The 16,491-nt window shown below is 59.9% G+C and carries 11 protein-coding genes and 6 pseudogenes; 4 read left to right on the top strand and 13 right to left on the bottom strand.

The window, feature by feature from the left end; genetic code table 11:
• Window positions 1-92: 92 nt before the first annotated feature.
• The 11 genes and pseudogenes from JCM25414_RS13410 to JCM25414_RS13360 form a co-directional block, all read right to left on the bottom strand.
• Window positions 93-1,298 carry a pyridoxal phosphate-dependent aminotransferase gene (locus JCM25414_RS13410; protein WP_025841967.1) on the bottom strand — a complete coding sequence of 402 codons (1,206 nt, stop codon included), beginning with the start codon at window positions 1,296-1,298 and terminating at the stop codon, window positions 93-95.
• A 10-nt stretch (window positions 1,299-1,308) separates the two neighbouring features.
• Window positions 1,309-2,508 (bottom strand): annotated as a pseudogene (locus tag JCM25414_RS20435) (pyridoxal phosphate-dependent aminotransferase).
• A 19-nt stretch (window positions 2,509-2,527) separates the two neighbouring features.
• A pseudogene (gene leuB / locus JCM25414_RS20430) lies at window positions 2,528-3,579 on the bottom strand (3-isopropylmalate dehydrogenase).
• Window positions 3,580-3,632: 53 nt separating this feature from the next.
• A complete protein-coding gene (gene leuD / locus JCM25414_RS13395; RefSeq protein WP_025841966.1) occupies window positions 3,633-4,265 on the bottom strand; it encodes a 3-isopropylmalate dehydratase small subunit in 633 nt (210 codons plus the stop codon).
• A pseudogene (leuC, locus tag JCM25414_RS20425) lies at window positions 4,265-5,663 on the bottom strand (3-isopropylmalate dehydratase large subunit). Before leuC ends, leuD begins: the two are co-directional and overlap by 1 nt.
• Window positions 5,664-5,706: 43 nt before the next feature.
• Window positions 5,707-6,086, bottom strand: a pseudogene (gene rplS / locus JCM25414_RS20420) (50S ribosomal protein L19).
• A gap of 25 nt (window positions 6,087-6,111) precedes the next feature.
• A pseudogene (gene trmD / locus JCM25414_RS20415) lies at window positions 6,112-6,812 on the bottom strand (tRNA (guanosine(37)-N1)-methyltransferase TrmD).
• The gene (rimM, locus tag JCM25414_RS13375) at window positions 6,809-7,366 is read right to left on the bottom strand and encodes a ribosome maturation factor RimM (protein WP_025841965.1); all 558 of its coding nucleotides are present in this window, start codon (window positions 7,364-7,366) and stop codon (window positions 6,809-6,811) included. The pseudogene trmD and the gene rimM overlap by 4 nt, the downstream one beginning before the upstream one ends.
• A 31-nt stretch (window positions 7,367-7,397) precedes the next feature.
• Window positions 7,398-7,733, bottom strand: coding sequence for a 30S ribosomal protein S16 (gene rpsP / locus JCM25414_RS13370; RefSeq protein WP_025841964.1), 336 nt, complete (start codon window positions 7,731-7,733; stop codon window positions 7,398-7,400).
• Between the two features lie 50 nt (window positions 7,734-7,783).
• Complete coding sequence (gene ffh / locus JCM25414_RS13365; RefSeq protein WP_025841963.1) at window positions 7,784-9,181, bottom strand: signal recognition particle protein; 1,398 nt, start codon at window positions 9,179-9,181, stop codon at window positions 7,784-7,786.
• 141 nt (window positions 9,182-9,322) lie between these two features.
• Window positions 9,323-9,889 (bottom strand): Spy/CpxP family protein refolding chaperone, encoded by a 567-nt coding sequence (locus tag JCM25414_RS13360; RefSeq protein WP_025841962.1) that lies wholly within the window; start codon window positions 9,887-9,889, stop codon window positions 9,323-9,325.
• A gap of 520 nt (window positions 9,890-10,409) precedes the next feature.
• Between JCM25414_RS13360 and JCM25414_RS27120 the strand changes: the two genes are divergently transcribed.
• The 4 genes and pseudogenes from JCM25414_RS27120 to JCM25414_RS23835 all read left to right on the top strand — a co-directional run bounded on the left by JCM25414_RS27120 (window position 10,410) and on the right by JCM25414_RS23835 (window position 13,534).
• Complete coding sequence (locus tag JCM25414_RS27120) at window positions 10,410-10,826, top strand: extracellular solute-binding protein (protein WP_456303458.1); 417 nt, start codon at window positions 10,410-10,412, stop codon at window positions 10,824-10,826.
• Window positions 10,823-11,721: pseudogene (locus JCM25414_RS20410) on the top strand (extracellular solute-binding protein). Before JCM25414_RS27120 ends, JCM25414_RS20410 begins: the two are co-directional and overlap by 4 nt.
• A gap of 152 nt (window positions 11,722-11,873) precedes the next feature.
• Window positions 11,874-12,986 (top strand): alpha-amylase family glycosyl hydrolase, encoded by a 1,113-nt coding sequence (locus JCM25414_RS20405; RefSeq protein WP_199897645.1) that lies wholly within the window; start codon window positions 11,874-11,876, stop codon window positions 12,984-12,986.
• A gap of 23 nt (window positions 12,987-13,009) precedes the next feature.
• Window positions 13,010-13,534, top strand: coding sequence for an alpha-amylase family glycosyl hydrolase (locus JCM25414_RS23835; RefSeq protein ID WP_199897644.1), 525 nt, complete (start codon window positions 13,010-13,012; stop codon window positions 13,532-13,534).
• Window positions 13,535-13,762: 228 nt separating this feature from the next.
• On the opposite strand, the gene JCM25414_RS20400 is transcribed toward JCM25414_RS23835, so the two are convergent.
• Together JCM25414_RS20400 and JCM25414_RS13340 are read right to left on the bottom strand one after the other, a co-directional pair.
• Window positions 13,763-15,184 (bottom strand): UdgX family uracil-DNA binding protein, encoded by a 1,422-nt coding sequence (locus JCM25414_RS20400; protein ID WP_035443505.1) that lies wholly within the window; start codon window positions 15,182-15,184, stop codon window positions 13,763-13,765.
• Window positions 15,181-16,413 (bottom strand): putative DNA modification/repair radical SAM protein, encoded by a 1,233-nt coding sequence (locus JCM25414_RS13340; protein ID WP_025841961.1) that lies wholly within the window; start codon window positions 16,411-16,413, stop codon window positions 15,181-15,183. The genes JCM25414_RS20400 and JCM25414_RS13340 overlap by 4 nt, the downstream gene beginning before the upstream one ends.
• Window positions 16,414-16,491: the final 78 nt, after the last annotated feature.

Here is a 16,491-nt window from a genome sequence, read left to right as displayed (position 1 = left end):
CTCATGGTCGCATTCCGGCCCGGCTTCGTCCAGTCAAGCCTCGGTCAACCCGGCCTTGCCTGGTTCGTCCCTTTCAATCAGGCGCGATTCCGTCAGACAAGCGCCAGAAGGAACCGCTCGAGCTTTGCGCAAGCCTCGATCAGAAGCGCGTCCGAAGCCGCGACAGACAGGCGTATATGGCCCGACTGACCGAAGGCGCTCCCCGGTACGACACTCACATGCGCCTCTTCGAGCAGGGCTTCGGCAAAAGCAACATCATCGACGATTACGCGCCCTGCGGCACTCGTTTTGCCCACTGCACCGCTGATACCGGGGAAGGCGTAGAATGCTCCCTCGGGCGTGGCGCAGGTCACATGCGGCATGGCGCGCAGTTTCGACACCACAAGGTCACGGCGCGACTGATACACATCGCGCATGGCGTCACGACCGGCTGGCGATGTCGCAAGCGCCGCAACAGCCCCGGCCTGAGCCAAAGTGCAGATGCCCGATGTCGCATTGCTCTGGATGCTGGTCATGGCCTTGATCAGTGGCGCCGGACCACCGCAGAAGCCGACACGCCAGCCTGTCATGGCATAGGCCTTGGCCATGCCGTTGATCGTCAGAATACGGTCCTTGAGATCGGGCGCGACACTGGCCAGAGAGGCATGGGTTTTGCCGTCAAACGTCAGATGCTCGTAAATCTCGTCTGCCATGACCAAAACATGCGGCGCCTCGCGCAGCACGGCAGCAATCGCCTCGAGATCGTCGCGCTCCAGAATGGCGCCGCTCGGATTATTCGGGAAATTGAGGACGAGCCATCGCGTGCGCGAAGTGATGGAAGCGCGCAGCGCCTCGGCCTTGAGACGAAACCTGTCCTCTTCGTGACAGGTCACCGCCACAGGCACGCCCCCCAACATCTGCGCGATGATCGGATAACTCACCCAATACGGCGCGGGCACGATGACCTCATCACCCGGATCGATGGTCGCAGCAAACGCATTATAGATGAGCTGCTTGCCGCCATTGCCGATCAGAATTTCTTCGGGCGCGTAGTTCAGACCGTTTTCATCGCGGAATTTCTTCACAACCGCGGTCTTGAGCACAGGCTGTCCGCCCACGGGCGGATATTTGGTATCGCCACGCAGACCGGCCTGATAGGCCGCCTCGACAGCCTCAGGCGGTGAGGGAAAATCCGGCTCGCCCAGCGCCAGAGAAATGACGTCGACACCCTGCGCTTTCAGCGCCCGAGCTTTCGCCGACATTGCGATCGTTGCGGGCTGCGGCAGCCCTTGAAGACGCTGTGCCAGACGAAAGCTCATGATTAGGTTCTCAGCTCAGGGAAGCGCAGAAACGCTGGATGCGTGTGCAGGCTTCGCGCAGGCTCTCAGTGTCGGTGGCGTAGGAAATACGGAAATAACCCGGCGTCAGGAACGCGCTGCCATGCACGGCGGCGACGCCCGTTTCGTCAAGTAATTCGGTGACGAAAATCTCGTCATTCTCGATTACCTTACCCGTGCTCGTCTTCTTGCCGATCACACCCGCAATGGACGGGAAGACGTAGAACGCCCCCTCGGGGCGAATGCAGGTCAGACCCGGCGCCTGAGCCAGCATCGACAGAACGAGATCGCGGCGCTCCTGGTAAACCGAAACCATGCCGCCGATAAAATCCTGAGGGCCTGTAACAGCCTCAAGCGCGGCAGCCTGGGCGATAGAGCAGGGATTGCTCGTGCTCTGACCCTGCAATTTGATCAGCGCCTTGGTGAGCTCGACCGGTGCAGCGGAGAAACCGATGCGCCAGCCGGTCATGGCATAGGCTTTCGAGACACCGTTCATCGTCACCACACGCTCGCGCAGTTTCGGCTCGACCTGTACCAGCGTCTTGCTGACCAGCCCGTCATAGACCAGCTTGGCGTAAATATCGTCGGTCAGCACCCAGACACGCGGATGATCGAGCAGCACATCGCAGAGCGCGCGCAGATCGGCCCCGGAATAGACCGCGCCCGTCGGATTGCAGGGCGAGTTTAGCACCAGCCATTTGGTCTTTGGGGTAATGGACGCTCGCAGCGCCTCGGCGTCGAGACGAAAACCGTTTTCAGGCCTGGTTTGCACCACCACAGGCGTACCATCGGCCAATGCCACGATGTCGGGATAGGAAACCCAGGCTGGCGCCGATGATGACTTCATCCCCCGCGTCGAGTGTCGCGGTGAACACGTCATAAATGACCTGTTTCCCGCCCGTGGAAACCACGATTTCCTCAGCCTTGTAGTCGAGGCCGAAATCGCGGTTCAACCATGCCGCAACAGCCTTGCGCAAGGCGGGCGTGCCCGCAACATCGGTATAACGTGTTTCGCCTCGCGCAATCGCGTCGAAGGCGGCCTGTTTGACGTTTTCAGGCGTCTCGAAATCAGGCTCACCGGCGGAGAGGCTGATAATGTCCCGCCCCGCTTCTTTCAGGCCCGCGCTTTCTGCGAGATGGCGATCGTCTGGCTGGGGGAGATCCGGTTGAGCCGGGCAGCGATCAGGGACATATCTTCCTCCGGCTGGCTCTCAGGCCAGCTTCTGCATTTCCTGAAGAACGGCGGCACCCATTTCCTCGGTGCCAACGCGCTTCATACCTTCGGACATGATATCGGCTGTACGCAAGCCGCTCGACAGCACGTTCGAGACAGCTTTCTCGACGAGAGCCGCCTCTTCCTCACGCTTGAGAGAATAGCGCAGCAGCATGGCGAAAGAGAGGATCTGTGCCAGCGGGTTGGCGATGCCCTGCCCGGCAATATCGGGCGCCGAACCATGGATCGGCTCATAGAGCGCATGGCGCTTGCCATTCTCCTGCACCGGGCCAAGCGTGGCCGAGGGCAGCATGCCCAGCGAGCCGGTCAGCATCGAAGCCAGATCGGACAGCAGATCGCCGAACAGATTGCCCGTCACGATGACGTCGAACTGCTTGGGATTGCGCACGAGCTGCATGGCGCAGTTATCCGCCAGCATATGGCTCAACGTGACATCGCTGTATTCGCGCTCATGCAAGGCGGTCACGACCTGCTTCCACAGCAAACCGCTCTCCATCACGTTGCACTTCTCGACCGAGCAGACATGGTTACCGCGCAAACGGGCAAGCTCGAACGCCACACGGGCCACACGCTCGATTTCGGACGTCGTGTAGACTTCGGTATTGATGCCGCGCTGCGACCCATCGGGCAGTGTTTCGATACCGCGCGGCTCGCCGAAATAGATGCCACCAACCGTCTCGCGCACGATCATGATATCGAGCCCGGCCACCAGCTCCGGCTTCAGCGAGGACGCATCGACCAGCGGCGCAAAAACCTGCGCGGGGCGCAGATTGGCAAAGAGTTCGAGCTCCTGACGCAAGCTAGAATGGCGGCTTCAGGGCGCTTGTCGAACGAGACATGGCTCCATTTCGGATCGCCTACCGAACCAAACAGCACAGCATCGGCTTCCTTGGCGAGTGCGACCACCTCGGGGCGCAGCGGCACGCCATGAGCGGCGAGAGACGCACCACCGACCAGTTCTTCCGTCAATTCGAGAGCAAGCCCCTTGGCCTCACCGAGCCAGCGCACGATCCTGACGACCTCACGCATGACTTCGGGGCCGATCCCGTCGCCGGGAAGAACGAGTAGCTTGGTGGCCTGGCTCACGAAACCGTCTCCATCACAATAGTGGGGCGCCAGGATTCGTCTCTCTGACGCTTCTGCTCGAAGGATTGTATCGCGCTGTCGTGCTGAAGCGTCTGCCCGATATCGTCGAGCCCCTCGATCAGCATATGTTTGCGAAAATTATCGACCTCGAACGCAATAGTGCTGCCATCGGGACGCTGCACGATCTGGTTTTCCAGATCGATGGTGATGCGGGCATTCGCCCCCATCTGCGCGTCTTCCATGAGCGACTCACAGATCTCGCGCGGCAGGCGGATCGGCAGAATGCCGTTCTTGAAGCAGTTATTGAAAAAGATATCGGCAAAGCTCGGCGCTATCACGCAGCGAATACCGAAATCCAGCAGCGCCCAGGGCGCATGTTCGCGAGACGACCCGCAGCCAAGATTATCGAGCGTGATCAGGATTTCGGCCTTGCGATAGGGCTCGCGATTGAGCACGAAATCGGGCTTCTCCGACCCGTCGTCATGATAGCGCTGCGCGGCAAAAGCGCTCTTACCCAGACCGCTGCGCTGAATGGTCTTGAGGAAACGTGCCGGGATGATCTGATCCGTGTCGATATTCTCGACCGGCATCGGTGCCGCAATGGCCGTGAGTGTCGTGAACTTGTCCATCATGCCATCTCCCGCACATCGACAAAGCAGCCCGAAACCGCCGCCGCCGCCGCCATGGCGGGCGAGCAGAGATGGGTACGTCCACCGGGTCCCTGACGGCCCTCGAAATTACGGTTGGACGTCGAGGCGCAACGCTGGCCGGAGGTCAGCTTGTCGGGGTTCATGCCAAGGCACATCGAACACCCGGCTTCACGCCATTCGAACCCGGCCTCACGGAAAATCAGATCCAGCCCCTCTGCCTCGCAGCCGCTTTCACATTGCCCGAGCCCGGCACCACCATGCTCGCACACCGGGCGCCACATGACGCCCCTTGGCAACCGCCGCGGCAGCCCGCAAATCTTCGATACGGCTATTGGTGCAGGAGCCGATGAATGCCACGTCGATCCTGGTACCCGCGATCTTCTGACCGGCCTCAAGCCCCATGTAATCGAGCATACGCTGCACCTGGCGGGCACGCGCCGGATCGTTGAACTGCGCCGGATCGGGCACAATACCATTGATCGCAATCACGTCTTCAGGGCTCGTACCCCAGGTGAGATTCGGCTGGATCTCGGCGGCTTCGAGCGTGACTTCGGTGTCAAACACCGCGCCTTCATCGGTCGCCAGCGTGCGCCAGTAAGCGCAGGCTTTTTCGAAATCCTCACCCTTGGGGGCAAAGCGGCGCCCTTCGACATAGGCGAAAGTCGTCTCATCGGGTGCAACCAGACCGGCGCGCGCACCCGCCTCGATCGACATGTTGCACAGCGTCATGCGCCCTGCCATGTCGAGAGCGCGAATGGCATCGCCAGCAAATTCCATGACATGGCCGGTGCCGCCAGCGGTGCCGATCTTGCCGATAATCGCCAGCATGATGTCTTTCGCCGTCACGCCGGGACCAACCTGCCCCGAAACCGTAATGCGCATGTTTTTCGCAGGCTTCTGCAGCAGGGTCTGCGTCGCCATGACATGCTCGACCTCTGACGTGCCGATACCGAAGGCCAGAGCCCCCATCGCGCCGTGAGTCGAGGTATGGCTGTCACCGCAGACAATGGTCATGCCTGGCAGGGATATGCCCTGTTCAGGGCCTACCACATGCACGATCCCCTGGTCTTTCGAGCGCAGCTTGAAATAGGGAACGCCAAACTCGGCGACATTCTTTTCGAGCGTCTCGATCTGGAGCCGGGATTCCGGCTCCTCGATCGGCAGCGAGCGGTCGGAGGTCGGCACGTTGTGATCGACCACAGCAACCGTCGCATCGGGGCGACGCAAACGACGCCCGGAGATCCTCAGGCCTTCGAAAGCCTGAGGGCTTGTCACCTCGTGTAGAAGGTGACGGTCTATGTAGAGAATGCAGGTGCCGTCCGGGAGGCGTTCGACCACATGGTCATCCCAGATTTTATCGAACAGGGTTCGGGCCACTACACTCTCCTTATTTCATAAGCCTGTTTGGGCTGACCTTAACTTAGGAAGCCGTCTTCACAGTGTCACGGGGACGCTCGGCAATACGTGCCGACTTACCGCTACGCTCACGCAGATAATACAGCTTTGCACGACGCACCTTGCCGCGACGGACAACAGCGATCTCGGCGATGCTGGGGGAGTACAGCGGGAAGATACGCTCCACGCCTTCACCGTTCGAAATCTTGCGAACCGTGAAGTTGCTGTTCAGGCCCTTGTTGGAACGGGCAATCACAACGCTTCGTAAGCCTGAACGCGCTCACGCGTGCCTTCGACAACGCGCACGCCAACGCGCACGGTGTCACCGGCCTGGAATTCCGGAACCGGACGGGCGGCGGTCAGACGCTCGATTTCGCGCGCCTCATACTGCTGGACAATGTTCATGTTACTTCTCCGAGAATACGAAAATTTATCTGTTAATCTTGGCTTCAGCATAAGCCGCCCAGAGATCGGGGCGTCTGACCTGGGTCGTCTGGCATGCCTGTTCGTGACGCCATGCCGCTATCGCTGCATGATGCCCTGAAAGCAGAACCGGCGGCACATCCATGCCCTCCCACGAGGCGGGCTTGGTGTAGTGCGGGTATTCGAGCAGACCGTCACCGAAGCTCTCTTCGGCATCGCTCAGCTCCGAACCCATCACGCCGGGCAGAAGGCGCACGCAGGAATCGAGCAGCGCATAGGCGGGGATCTCCCCACCGGACAGCACGAAATCGCCAAGCGAGATCTCGACGACATCGCGTCGCGCCAGAACCCGCTCATCGACACCCTCGAAGCGCCCGCACAGCACCACCACACCATCGCCAGAGGCAAGTTCACGAGACTGCGCCTGCGTCAGACGCGCGCCGCGTGGCGTGGGATAGATGATCGGACGGCCCTCGACGGCAATCGAGTCCAGCGCCTCGGCGACCACATCAGCCGAAGCACCATTCCCGCCCCGCCACCGAAAGGCGTGTCGTCTACGGCGCGATGGCGCCCGCGACCGAAACCGCGCAGATCATGCACACCCATCGACCAGACGCCCTCTTCAAGCGCCCGCCCCGCCAGGGAAAACCCGAGCGGCCCCGGAAACATGTCCGGAAACAGAGTGAGAATATCTGCGCGCCAGGTCATGAACGCACCGCTACATCATCCTTGCCCGACAGATCGCCCTCGACTTCCACCTCATGAGGTGGCTCGACGATGACCCTGCCCAGACCGACATCGATCTCGGGCACGCAGGCCTGGGTGAACGGCACAATCAGATCCTGCCCGCCCCCGGTAATTTCCAGACTCACCCCCGCGCCGTAATCATGAACGATTGCGATCGTTCCCAGCACCTTGCCCTCGCGGGTTTCGGCACGCAGACCGATCAGATCGGCATGATAGAACTCGTCCTCATCCGCTTCGGGCAGGCTATCCCGCTCGACATACAGCTTGAGATTGACGAGACGCGCGGCTTCGTCACGGTCGGTGATGGCGCGGCCCGACGCGTCGTACAGACGCGCGATGCCATGACCCTGCCATTCCGCACGCCAGACGCTGCCCTTCTCATCGCGCAGCACGCCGATTTCCTCGACCGAAGCCGGATCGTCGGTTGCCGCGAAAAGATGCACGAGCCCCCGCACGCCGTGGGGCCTGCCCACAGTCGCAACAAGAATATTCCTCGAGGCGGTGCCGGATGTCATGGAGTGCTGAAGCCTATTCCTGGTTTATGGCTCAGGCTGCGGCCTTGGCGGCTGCACGCTCCTGAGCGCGCTTCTTCGGCGCGGACTGCTTGGGCTGCTCGTTGTAAACGGGCTTCTCGATCAGGCCGGCATTGCCGAGGAAACGAGCAACACGATCGGTCGCCTGCGCGCCGTTCGACAGCCAGTGCTTGATGCGCTCGTCGTTCAGACGGATGCGGTCGGCGTGGTCCGAAGGCAGCATCGGGTTGTACGCGCCAACCTTCTCGATGAAGCGGCCATCGCGCGGGCTGCGGCTGTCTGAAATCACGATGTGGTAGTACGGACGCTTCTTGGCACCTGCACGCGAAAGGCGGATCTTAACGCTCATTTTTTAAACTCCAGGGTATCGAAAACTATGTGAATTCATGCCGGATGGGGTTAGCGGCGCGGGCCGCCAAAGCCACCGCCGGGCCGCCCGCCGGGAGCACCGCCCGACATGAGACCGGAAAGCATCTGCTTCATGCCACCGAGGCCCATCTTGCTGATGCGCTTCATGATGGTGGACATGTCGTCAAACTGCTTGAGCAACTTGTTAACCTCCTGCACGGTCGTGCCGGAACCGGCAGCGATACGCTTCTTGCGGGAGGCCTTGATCATGGCGGGCGTCTTGCGCTCATCCTTGGTCATTGAAGAAATAATGGCCTGATGGCGCTTGAAGATCGAGGTATCGAGATCCTGATCGCCCAGCTTTTCCTTCAGCTTGCCCATGCCGGGCAGCATGCCGACGATGCCCGAAATCGAGCCCATCTTGCCGATCTGACGCAGCTGCGAGGCATAATCGTCGAGATCGAACTTGCCCGCCATCATCTTCTTGGCGACGCGTTCGCTCTCTTCATGGTCGAGCGCCTCGCTGGCCTTCTCGACCAGCCCGGCAATGTCGCCGAGGCCGAGAATACGACCGGCCACACGCTCGGGATAGAAATCGTCGAGGGCTTCGAGCTTTTCGCCCAGACCGACGAGCTTAATCGGCGCGCCTGTAATGGCACGCATCGACAGCGCCGCACCACCACGTGCATCGCCATCCATACGGGTCATGACGACACCGGTGATTCCCACAGCCTCATTGAAGCGCTGTGCCGTATTCACGGCATCCTGACCGGTCATGGCATCGACCACGAGCAGCGTCTCGACCGGGGTGGTCGCATCGCGCACGTCGCGCACTTCCTGCATCAGGGCTTCATCGATCGACAGACGACCTGCCGTATCGAGAATGACGACGTCATAGCCTTCGCGACGCCCGGTTTCGAGCGCACGCTTGGCGATCTCGACAGGCTGCTGACCGGCAATGATCGGCAGCGAACCAACGCCAACACGCTCGGCCAGCTGCTGGAGCTGCAACTGAGCCGCAGGACGCTGAACGTCGAGCGAGGCCAGGAGCACACGCTTGCGCTCGCGGGTAAGGAGGCGAAGGGCGATCTTGCCGGAGGTCGTGGTCTTGCCCGAACCCTGCAGACCGACCATCAGCACAGGAACAGGCGCCACAGCGGCGAGATTGAGCGGCACATTGCCAGCGCCGCCAAGAGCCTCGATCAGGGCATCATTGACGATCTTCGCGACCGCCTGACCGGGAGAAATGCTTTCCAGCACCTCCGTTCCGACGGCCTTTTCCTTCACCTTGTTGACGAAGTCGCGCACGACGGGCAGCGCCACGTCGGCATCCAGCATGGCCAGACGCACTTCGCGCATCGCTTCGGCAACATCCACCTCGGACAGCCTGCCGCGCTTGGACAGACCCTCAAATACACCGGAAAGTTTGCCAGAAAGCGTGTCGAACACGTGGAACCCTTATAAGCAACAGAAAGACGCCACTGCGCGAGCCTTCGCGAGGTGGCGTTTCAAATCTGGTCAGGCAGCTAAAGGGGTAGGCGCGCAAAGTCAAGATAAAAGCGGCGCCCGAGCCTGTAGCTGCCCGATCCGTCAGCAAATGAGGCGCAACGCTCGATTAGGGGGCGTCAGCTTCATCCTTGTCTGCATCGCCCTTGGCGTGAGGCGGGCGCAGAAGGTCACGGATCTGCCTTCGAGCGCGTCGAGCTTTTCCTGAGTCGTGCGGGCCTTGTCGAGTTGCTCGGGCGTCAGGATATCATGGATTGCAACAGCGTCGACCGCCATCGCCTCCTCATCCTTCGCATTGAGCGCTTCCTTCTGCTTGACCAGTGCGTCGAGTTTGGTCTTGTCGACAGGCCCCTTGGCCATCAACAGAGCGCCGATCTTCTGATCGAGGTCGAAACGCTGGTGCATGGCTTCACGACGCTCGGTACGATGGCCGTGCATCAGCGCATGAATCTTGTCACGCTGCTCTTTCGTCAGATCGACGCCATGGAGCATGCTCATCAGCGGGGGCGGCATCATCGGCCCCATCCCCATATGGCCCGGAGGCGCCACAGGTCCGGGCGGGAGCGGCATTGGGGCATGGGCGTAGGCCAGCGCCATGAAAGACGGCGCGGCTGCCAGAGCCAGCATGCTGAAAGTCTTCTTCGAGATCATACTCGTCATCTTCCTGTATTTGCGAAGACATCAAGAACGATGCCTATGACCACTTTCTACCAAGAAGAATAAGGAGAACGAGGGCCAAAGCACTACAGAATGTATGGATTGTTACAGAAACTCTACTGCCGAAAAACCGAGATGAAAACGTCGCGACAGCGCTCTTATGTCATGGTTAACACATTCATGTTACATCCATGTCATTTCCTTGTTAATTTAAGGAAAGAATGACAGCCTGCGACCGTGCATTCCCGATCGAGTGACACGCGACGAACCGGATCGACAAAAGCCATGCGAACCATGTCTGGGCTGACACCTGAAGCGCTCCCCCCGAATATCGAGCAGCAGCGCTCTCGTCTGCGCTCCGGGCGGCCCCTGTCCTGTTACATTTCCCGAGATAACGAGTTGTTGTGGTGCGTTTTCGCCACATAAGCGAACTGCCCGGCGCCGGTCCGGGCTGTCGCATCTTCTCCCATAAACGCCTTCTCCAGCTCGAAGCGCCTACCCAAGGACAGTCCACATGAAGAAAACCCTGCTTCTGGCCAGCGCGGCCCTAGGCTTTGGCCTTGTCGCTCAAGCCAAGGCCGATACGACGCTCACGATCGCGACCGTCAACAACGTGCAGATGATCGAAATGCGCAAGCTTTCGACCGTGTTCGAGAAGGCCCATCCCGATATCCATCTGCGCTGGGTCACGCTGGAGGAGAATGTGCTGCGCCAGCGCGTGACAACGGATATCGCCACCCATGCAGGGCAGTTCGATATTCTTACCATCGGCAATTACGAGGTCCCGCTCTGGGCCAAGCAGGGATGGCTCTATAAATTCGACACCCTACCCGCCGCCTATGATCTGAACGACATCATCGCACCGGTTCGTGAGAGCGTCAGTTATGAAGCAAGGTCTACGCCCTGCCCTTCTATGCCGAGAGCGTCATGACGCTGTATCGCAAGGATCTGTTCGCCAAGGCCGGGATCACCATGCCCGAGACGCCGACCTATGATCAGATCCGCGAATTTGCGGAAAAGACCACAGACAAGGCGAGCGACACTTACGGCATCTGCCTGCGTGGCAAGCCGGGCTGGGGCGAGAACATGACCATCGTCACCACCATGGTGACGGATTCGGCGGTCAGTGGTTCGATATGAGCTGGAAGCCAACGCTAAACACTCCGGCCTGGCACAACGCCATTACCTATTATGCCTCGCTTCTCAAGCAATTCGGCCCACCCGGCGCCAGCGCGAACGGATTCAACGAGAATCTCTCGCTCTTCGCTACCGGCCATTGCGCCATCTGGATCGACGCGACCAGCGCAGCTGGCACCGTGTTCGATCCCAAGCAGAGCAGCGTTGCGGACAAGGTGGGCTTCGCCTCACTGCCCACAGGTAGCTTCAAGGGCGGCCCGACCTGGCTCTGGTCTTGGAACCTCGCCATTCCGGCGTCGTCCACCCATGCTGAAGCGGCCAGCACCTTTATTCAATGGGCCACGTCGAAAGAGTATATCCAGCTCGTCGCCAAGACCGATGGCTGGGTTAATATCCCGCCCGGCACGCGCAGCTCGTCTTATCAGTCACCCGAATACCAGAAAGTCGCCCCCTTCTCGTCCTTCGTGCTGAAGGCCATCGAAACCTCCAACCCGTCCGGCCAGACGGCGCAGCCGCGCCCCTATGTCGGCGCACAATTCGTCGACATCACCCCCTTCCAGGGGATCGGCACGCAAGTCGGGCAGACCATCGCCTCGATCATCGCGGGGGCGAACACCGTCGATTCAGGTCTGAGTGCGGCCAATTCAGCCACCAACCGCGTGATCCGTCAGGCGGGTTATCAGAAATAAGCATCATATCGGGGCGTTCGCGCCCCGGTTCCTGAGCCGCCTGTGTCTATCACCTTGACCCTTCCTCCTCTGGCGCCCGCAACTTTGTGTGACGGCGCCAACCGGGCGGATTTCTCCGTGTTCTGATATCATCACGATCACGGAAGAAAACCATGGCTCAGAACGGTTCAGCTCCAGTCTGGTGGAAAGACGCTGTCATCTATCAGATCTACCCGCGCTCCTTTGCCGATTCCAACGGTGACGGCGTCGGCGATCTTCCCGGCATCATTAGCCGTATGCCTTATCTGGAACGGCTAGGCGTCGACGCGCTCTGGATCTCGCCCTGTTTTCAGTCGCCCCAAGGCGATGCAGGTTACGATATTTCCGACTACCGCAAGATCGATCCGCTATTCGGCACGGTCGCCGATTACGAGGCCATGATAAAAGAAGCCCATGATCATGGGCTGCGCATCATTGCCGATATGGTGCCCAACCACACATCAGATCAGCACAAATGGTTCAAGGAGGCGCTGGCCTCCCAACCGGGTAGCGCTGCGCGCGAACGCTATCTGTTTCGCGACGGTCAGGGAAAGGGCGGGTCAGAGCCCCCCAATAACTGGCAAAGCGTGTTTGGTGGCATCGCCTGGACACAGGAACCCGAACGCAAGGACGGCAAGCCCCGCCAGTGGTACCTGCATCTCTTCGATAGCTGCCAGCCCGATCTCAACTGGGATAACCCCGAAGTGCGGACAGAATTTGAATCCGTTCTGCGTTTCTGGCTTGATCGCGGGGTCGATGGCTTCCGTATCGATGTTGCCCATGGGCTGATCAAGGAAAAAGGCCTGCCTCCCTATACAGAGCGCGCCACCATGGTGGGTGAAGACGATGACAAGACGCCCAGCGATGCCCCGATGTGGGACCGCGACGGCGTGCATGAAATCTATCGCACCTGGCACACGCTTCTGGCCAGCTATCCCGGCGACCGTATGCTGGTGGCAGAAGCCTGGGTGAAGCCCCTCTCCCGCCTTGCCCGTTATGTCCGCCCTGACGAAATGCAGCAGACCTTCAATTTCGACTATCTGCTCTGCCGCTGGAATGCCGCCAAATACCGGGAGATCATCACGGACTCGCTTGAAGCCATGCATGAAGTCGGGGCCATCACCGCCTGGGTCATGTCCAATCATGACACGGTGCGCCACGCCTCGCGTCTGGGCCTGAAAGATGCGGGCGCTCGCCCTCAGGGTATCGACGCAGCCCACGAGCAGCCAAACGAGGCTCTGGGCTGAGACGCGCTCGCGCGGTCATTTTCATGACGCTCGGTCTGCCAGGTTCGGCCACGCTCTATCAGGGCGAAGAACTTGGCCTGCCCGATCATACGAAGCTCGACAGGAAATACCGTCAGGACCCGGCTTTCTTCCGCACCGATGGCAAGGAAATTGGTCGCGACGGGTGCCGCATTCCCCTCCCCTGGAAGGCGAAAGGCCCGTCTCTCGGCTTCAACGAAACAGGGGAGCTCTGGCTGCCACAGCCTGAGCAGTACAAAAACTACGCGGTCGCTGCGGAAGAAAAAGACCCGGACTCGCCTCTCGCGCTCTATCGCAGCCTGCTCGCCCATCGAAAGGCGTTCGGCCTCGGTCGCGGCACGCTCGAATGGGCGGCAGAACGAAAGGATGTGGTCGAATTCTGCAACGGACCTGTCAGGGTCATCTTCAATTGCGGAGAGAAGGAAGTCGCCCTACCCGCAGGCGAGATCCTCGTTGCGAGCCACGCCATCGAAAAACCCGGCTTTCTCTCCGCCAATGCCGCTGTGTGGATGACTGAAGAAGCCCGCTGACCAAACAGAGAGACGTCCTGCCCGGCTTTGACGCCGGGCAGATAAGAAACGCCTCTCGCTACACCACGCTCATATCAGGCAAGACGCCCCATGCGCGAAAAAACCTGTTCTCGCTCACCTCAGCCCCAGCTACTTGGCTACGGGCTTCCGCCTGAGCGCAAACCTGATCATCGCCCCCTTAGCCAGTCGCGTGCAATAGAGAGCTCCTGCCTGAACCGCCGCTCTTCCTCATGAGCTGTCGGGCTCGGGCAGGCGCAACAGGTAAGACGGATGGATCGTCGCGAGGCTGGGTGGGCGTATCGCATTTCCGTCACGTACCTGCCCTCTCAGCGCGCCGAGGCGACTGACGCGCCCCTCAACTGCCTGAAGCGCTGTTGCTCCCAGGGTCACGATCAGCTTCGGCCGCACAATCCTGATCTCCTGTTCGAGCCATGGCGAACACGCGACGATTTCGGTGCGTCCCGGCGTCTGGTGAATACGGCGACGCCCTTTCGAGACGAATTTGAAGTGCTTCACCGCATTGGTGAGATAAACCTCGTCACGCTTGATACCGACCTGAGCCAATACGCGATCGAGCACCTGTCCGGCTGGTCCGACAAATGGTTTGCCCTGCAGATCCTCCTGATCGCCCGGCTGCTCGCCAACAAGCATGAGCGGCGCATAATCCGGCCCGACGCCGGGCACGCTTTGCGTCGCATAGCGGCAAAGGTCACAACGCTGGCAGGTCTCCAATGCGCGTGAAAGCGCGGGCAGGCCGTCAAGCGCCTCGCGCTGCTCACTGGCCTGAGCCTCCTTCTCTCGCCATTCTGCCTGATGACGCTCGTGAAAGGCTGGAGCCCGACCGTCATTCTGCCGCGCTACCATAGCCGCAACACGGTTTTCAGCATCGGCCAGCATTTGCGGGATTAGACGGGTTTCAGGCAGGTTTTTCCAATATTTGGTCGGCATTTCAGAGCGCATTGCTTTTGTCTTGATGCGCGCCGGGTTGAAGATCGACTGGTAATAACTGTGCCAGAGCGTCTCGACATCGTCTTCCAGGTCCGGCGGCGCACAGGGTATCCGATCACAGATCAGCTTGCCCTTTTCGAACAGAATGGAGCCGATTGGAGTCAGGATCATCCAGTCCATGTCCGAAAAGCGTTCGGCGAAAAACGGCGCGACACTCTCCAGAATGAAATTCTCAGGCTCGAACCAGGCGATAAAATGCCTGCGTCCTTCATTGCCGGGCAGTGTGGCCTCACGAAAGCGCACGAACGCCTTCATCTTGTGCATGTCGCGGCGTATCTGCTGCGTCATGCGCGCTGCCTCCCTGATATCGGGGTCGGTCGCGATAGCGAGCAAGGCGGGCTCTGTCTGAAGACGCCATAAAAGCCGATAAGCCAGAGAAAACCGTCTTGGGTCGTGGTGGCGAAGAATCGTGCGCAGAAGGGCCAGCCCCTCTTTGGGCAGATGACCCACCGGCGTGGCACGCGGCTCAGGAGATGACGGCGCCTCATGTTGCCCGGTTTCCAGACCAAACAAATCAGTCTGGTCCAGATCTGCGCTTATCCATTCGACCTGCTCTGGCGCGAGACACTCGGCAAGCGCTCCGCGCGCAAGCCCTCTCCACGTCTCGAAATCCGCGTCGCCATCGAGTTGGATGCGCTTCAAAGCAGACGAAGCTGCTGTGGTTGGGGACGAAACGCAGCCGCGAGATTTTCACGATCGATCAAACGGGCCGGATTCCAGTCGCTCGTGACGATGAAGGGCCTGACCTTGCGCAATGAGACTTTCAATCGCTCCACATCTTCCAGCCGGATGGCGCAATGGCGTCTGGCTGACAGCAGCGCCCCCACCGAGCGCGGCCCCAACCCCGGCACGCGCAATAACATCTCGCGGCTGGCGCGGTTCAGATCGACAGGAAACAGAGCGCGGTTCTGCAAGGCCCAGGCGAGTTTCGGGTCCAACTCGAGATCGAGCATGCCGTCTTCGCGCTGGGCCACGATCTCATCAAATGAAAATCCGTAAAAACGTACCATCCAGTCGGCCTGATAAAGCCGATGCTCACGTATCAGCGGCGGCGATTGCGCCGGCAGGGCGAGAGACGAATCAGGAATGGGGCTGAAGGCAGAGTAGTAGACACGACGGAGCGCATAGCCCGAATAAAGCGAGGCAGAACTTCGTAAAATATCGCGATCGGTCGAACGATCCGCACCAATGATCATCTGCGTGCTCTGCCCGCCCGGTGCAAAACGGCGCGGCTTGCGTCCGCTCAGGCTGCGATCGCCCGATTCCTCTATCTTGAGCCGCAATGCCCCCATACTCTGACGTATATGCCCTGCGTCTTTCTCAGGCGCATAGGCGGCCAAGCCTGCTTCTGTAGGCATCTCTACATTGATCGATAAACGATCGGCATAAAGCCCGGCCTCCTCAATCAGATGAGGTGCCGCGTCGGGAATGGTCTTGAGGTGGATATAGCCGTGAAAATGATGCTTAAGGCGTAGTTCACGCGCCACCCGCACCATCTCCTCCATCGTGTAGTCGGAAGAACGGATCACGCCGGAGGAGAGAAACAACCCCTCGATATAATTGCGGCGGTAGAATTCGAGGGTGATCCAGATAATCTCCTCAACTGAAAATCTCGTACGCTCGATCTTGGAAGACGATCGATTGATGCAATAAGCGCAATCATAGATGCAGAAATTCGTCATCAGGATCTTGAGCAGCGAAATGCATCTTCCGTCAGGCGTATAAGCATGACAGATCCCGTTCGAGGCTTTCGACCCCAGCCCTTCCTCGCCCGCTTTCTTCTTGGAGCTTACGCCACTCGACGCGCAGGAGGCGTCGTATTTGGCGGCATCCGACAGGATTTCCAAACGGGCGGCGAGGGTTTTCTTCATGTTCTGCAGATGGGGAAACCACCAGAACAAGTCAAGAACACGCTAGCAGAAACCTGGAGGTTCATCAGGTTCTCAGCG

Source organism: Asaia platycodi JCM 25414, from assembly GCF_000614545.1.
Classification (GTDB): Bacteria; Pseudomonadota; Alphaproteobacteria; order Acetobacterales; family Acetobacteraceae; genus Asaia; species Asaia platycodi.
This window is presented reverse-complemented; position numbering and strand designations above follow the sequence as displayed.

What these genes read in the sequence shown, in the direction of transcription:
- JCM25414_RS13340 (WP_025841961.1), bottom strand. Translation starts at nt 16,413, where the DNA reads ATGAAGAAAACCCTCGCCGCCCGTTTGGAAATCCTGTCGGATGCCGCC.
- JCM25414_RS13360 (WP_025841962.1), bottom strand. Translation starts at nt 9,889, where the DNA reads ATGATCTCGAAGAAGACTTTCAGCATGCTGGCTCTGGCAGCCGCGCCG.
- leuD (WP_025841966.1), bottom strand. Translation starts at nt 4,265, where the DNA reads ATGGACAAGTTCACGACACTCACGGCCATTGCGGCACCGATGCCGGTC.
- rimM (WP_025841965.1), bottom strand. Translation starts at nt 7,366, where the DNA reads ATGACATCCGGCACCGCCTCGAGGAATATTCTTGTTGCGACTGTGGGC.
- JCM25414_RS27120 (WP_456303458.1), top strand. Translation starts at nt 10,410, where the DNA reads ATGAAGAAAACCCTGCTTCTGGCCAGCGCGGCCCTAGGCTTTGGCCTT.
- rpsP (WP_025841964.1), bottom strand. Translation starts at nt 7,733, where the DNA reads ATGAGCGTTAAGATCCGCCTTTCGCGTGCAGGTGCCAAGAAGCGTCCG.
- JCM25414_RS13410 (WP_025841967.1), bottom strand. Translation starts at nt 1,298, where the DNA reads ATGAGCTTTCGTCTGGCACAGCGTCTTCAAGGGCTGCCGCAGCCCGCA.
- JCM25414_RS23835 (WP_199897644.1), top strand. Translation starts at nt 13,010, where the DNA reads ATGACGCTCGGTCTGCCAGGTTCGGCCACGCTCTATCAGGGCGAAGAA.
- JCM25414_RS20405 (WP_199897645.1), top strand. Translation starts at nt 11,874, where the DNA reads ATGGCTCAGAACGGTTCAGCTCCAGTCTGGTGGAAAGACGCTGTCATC.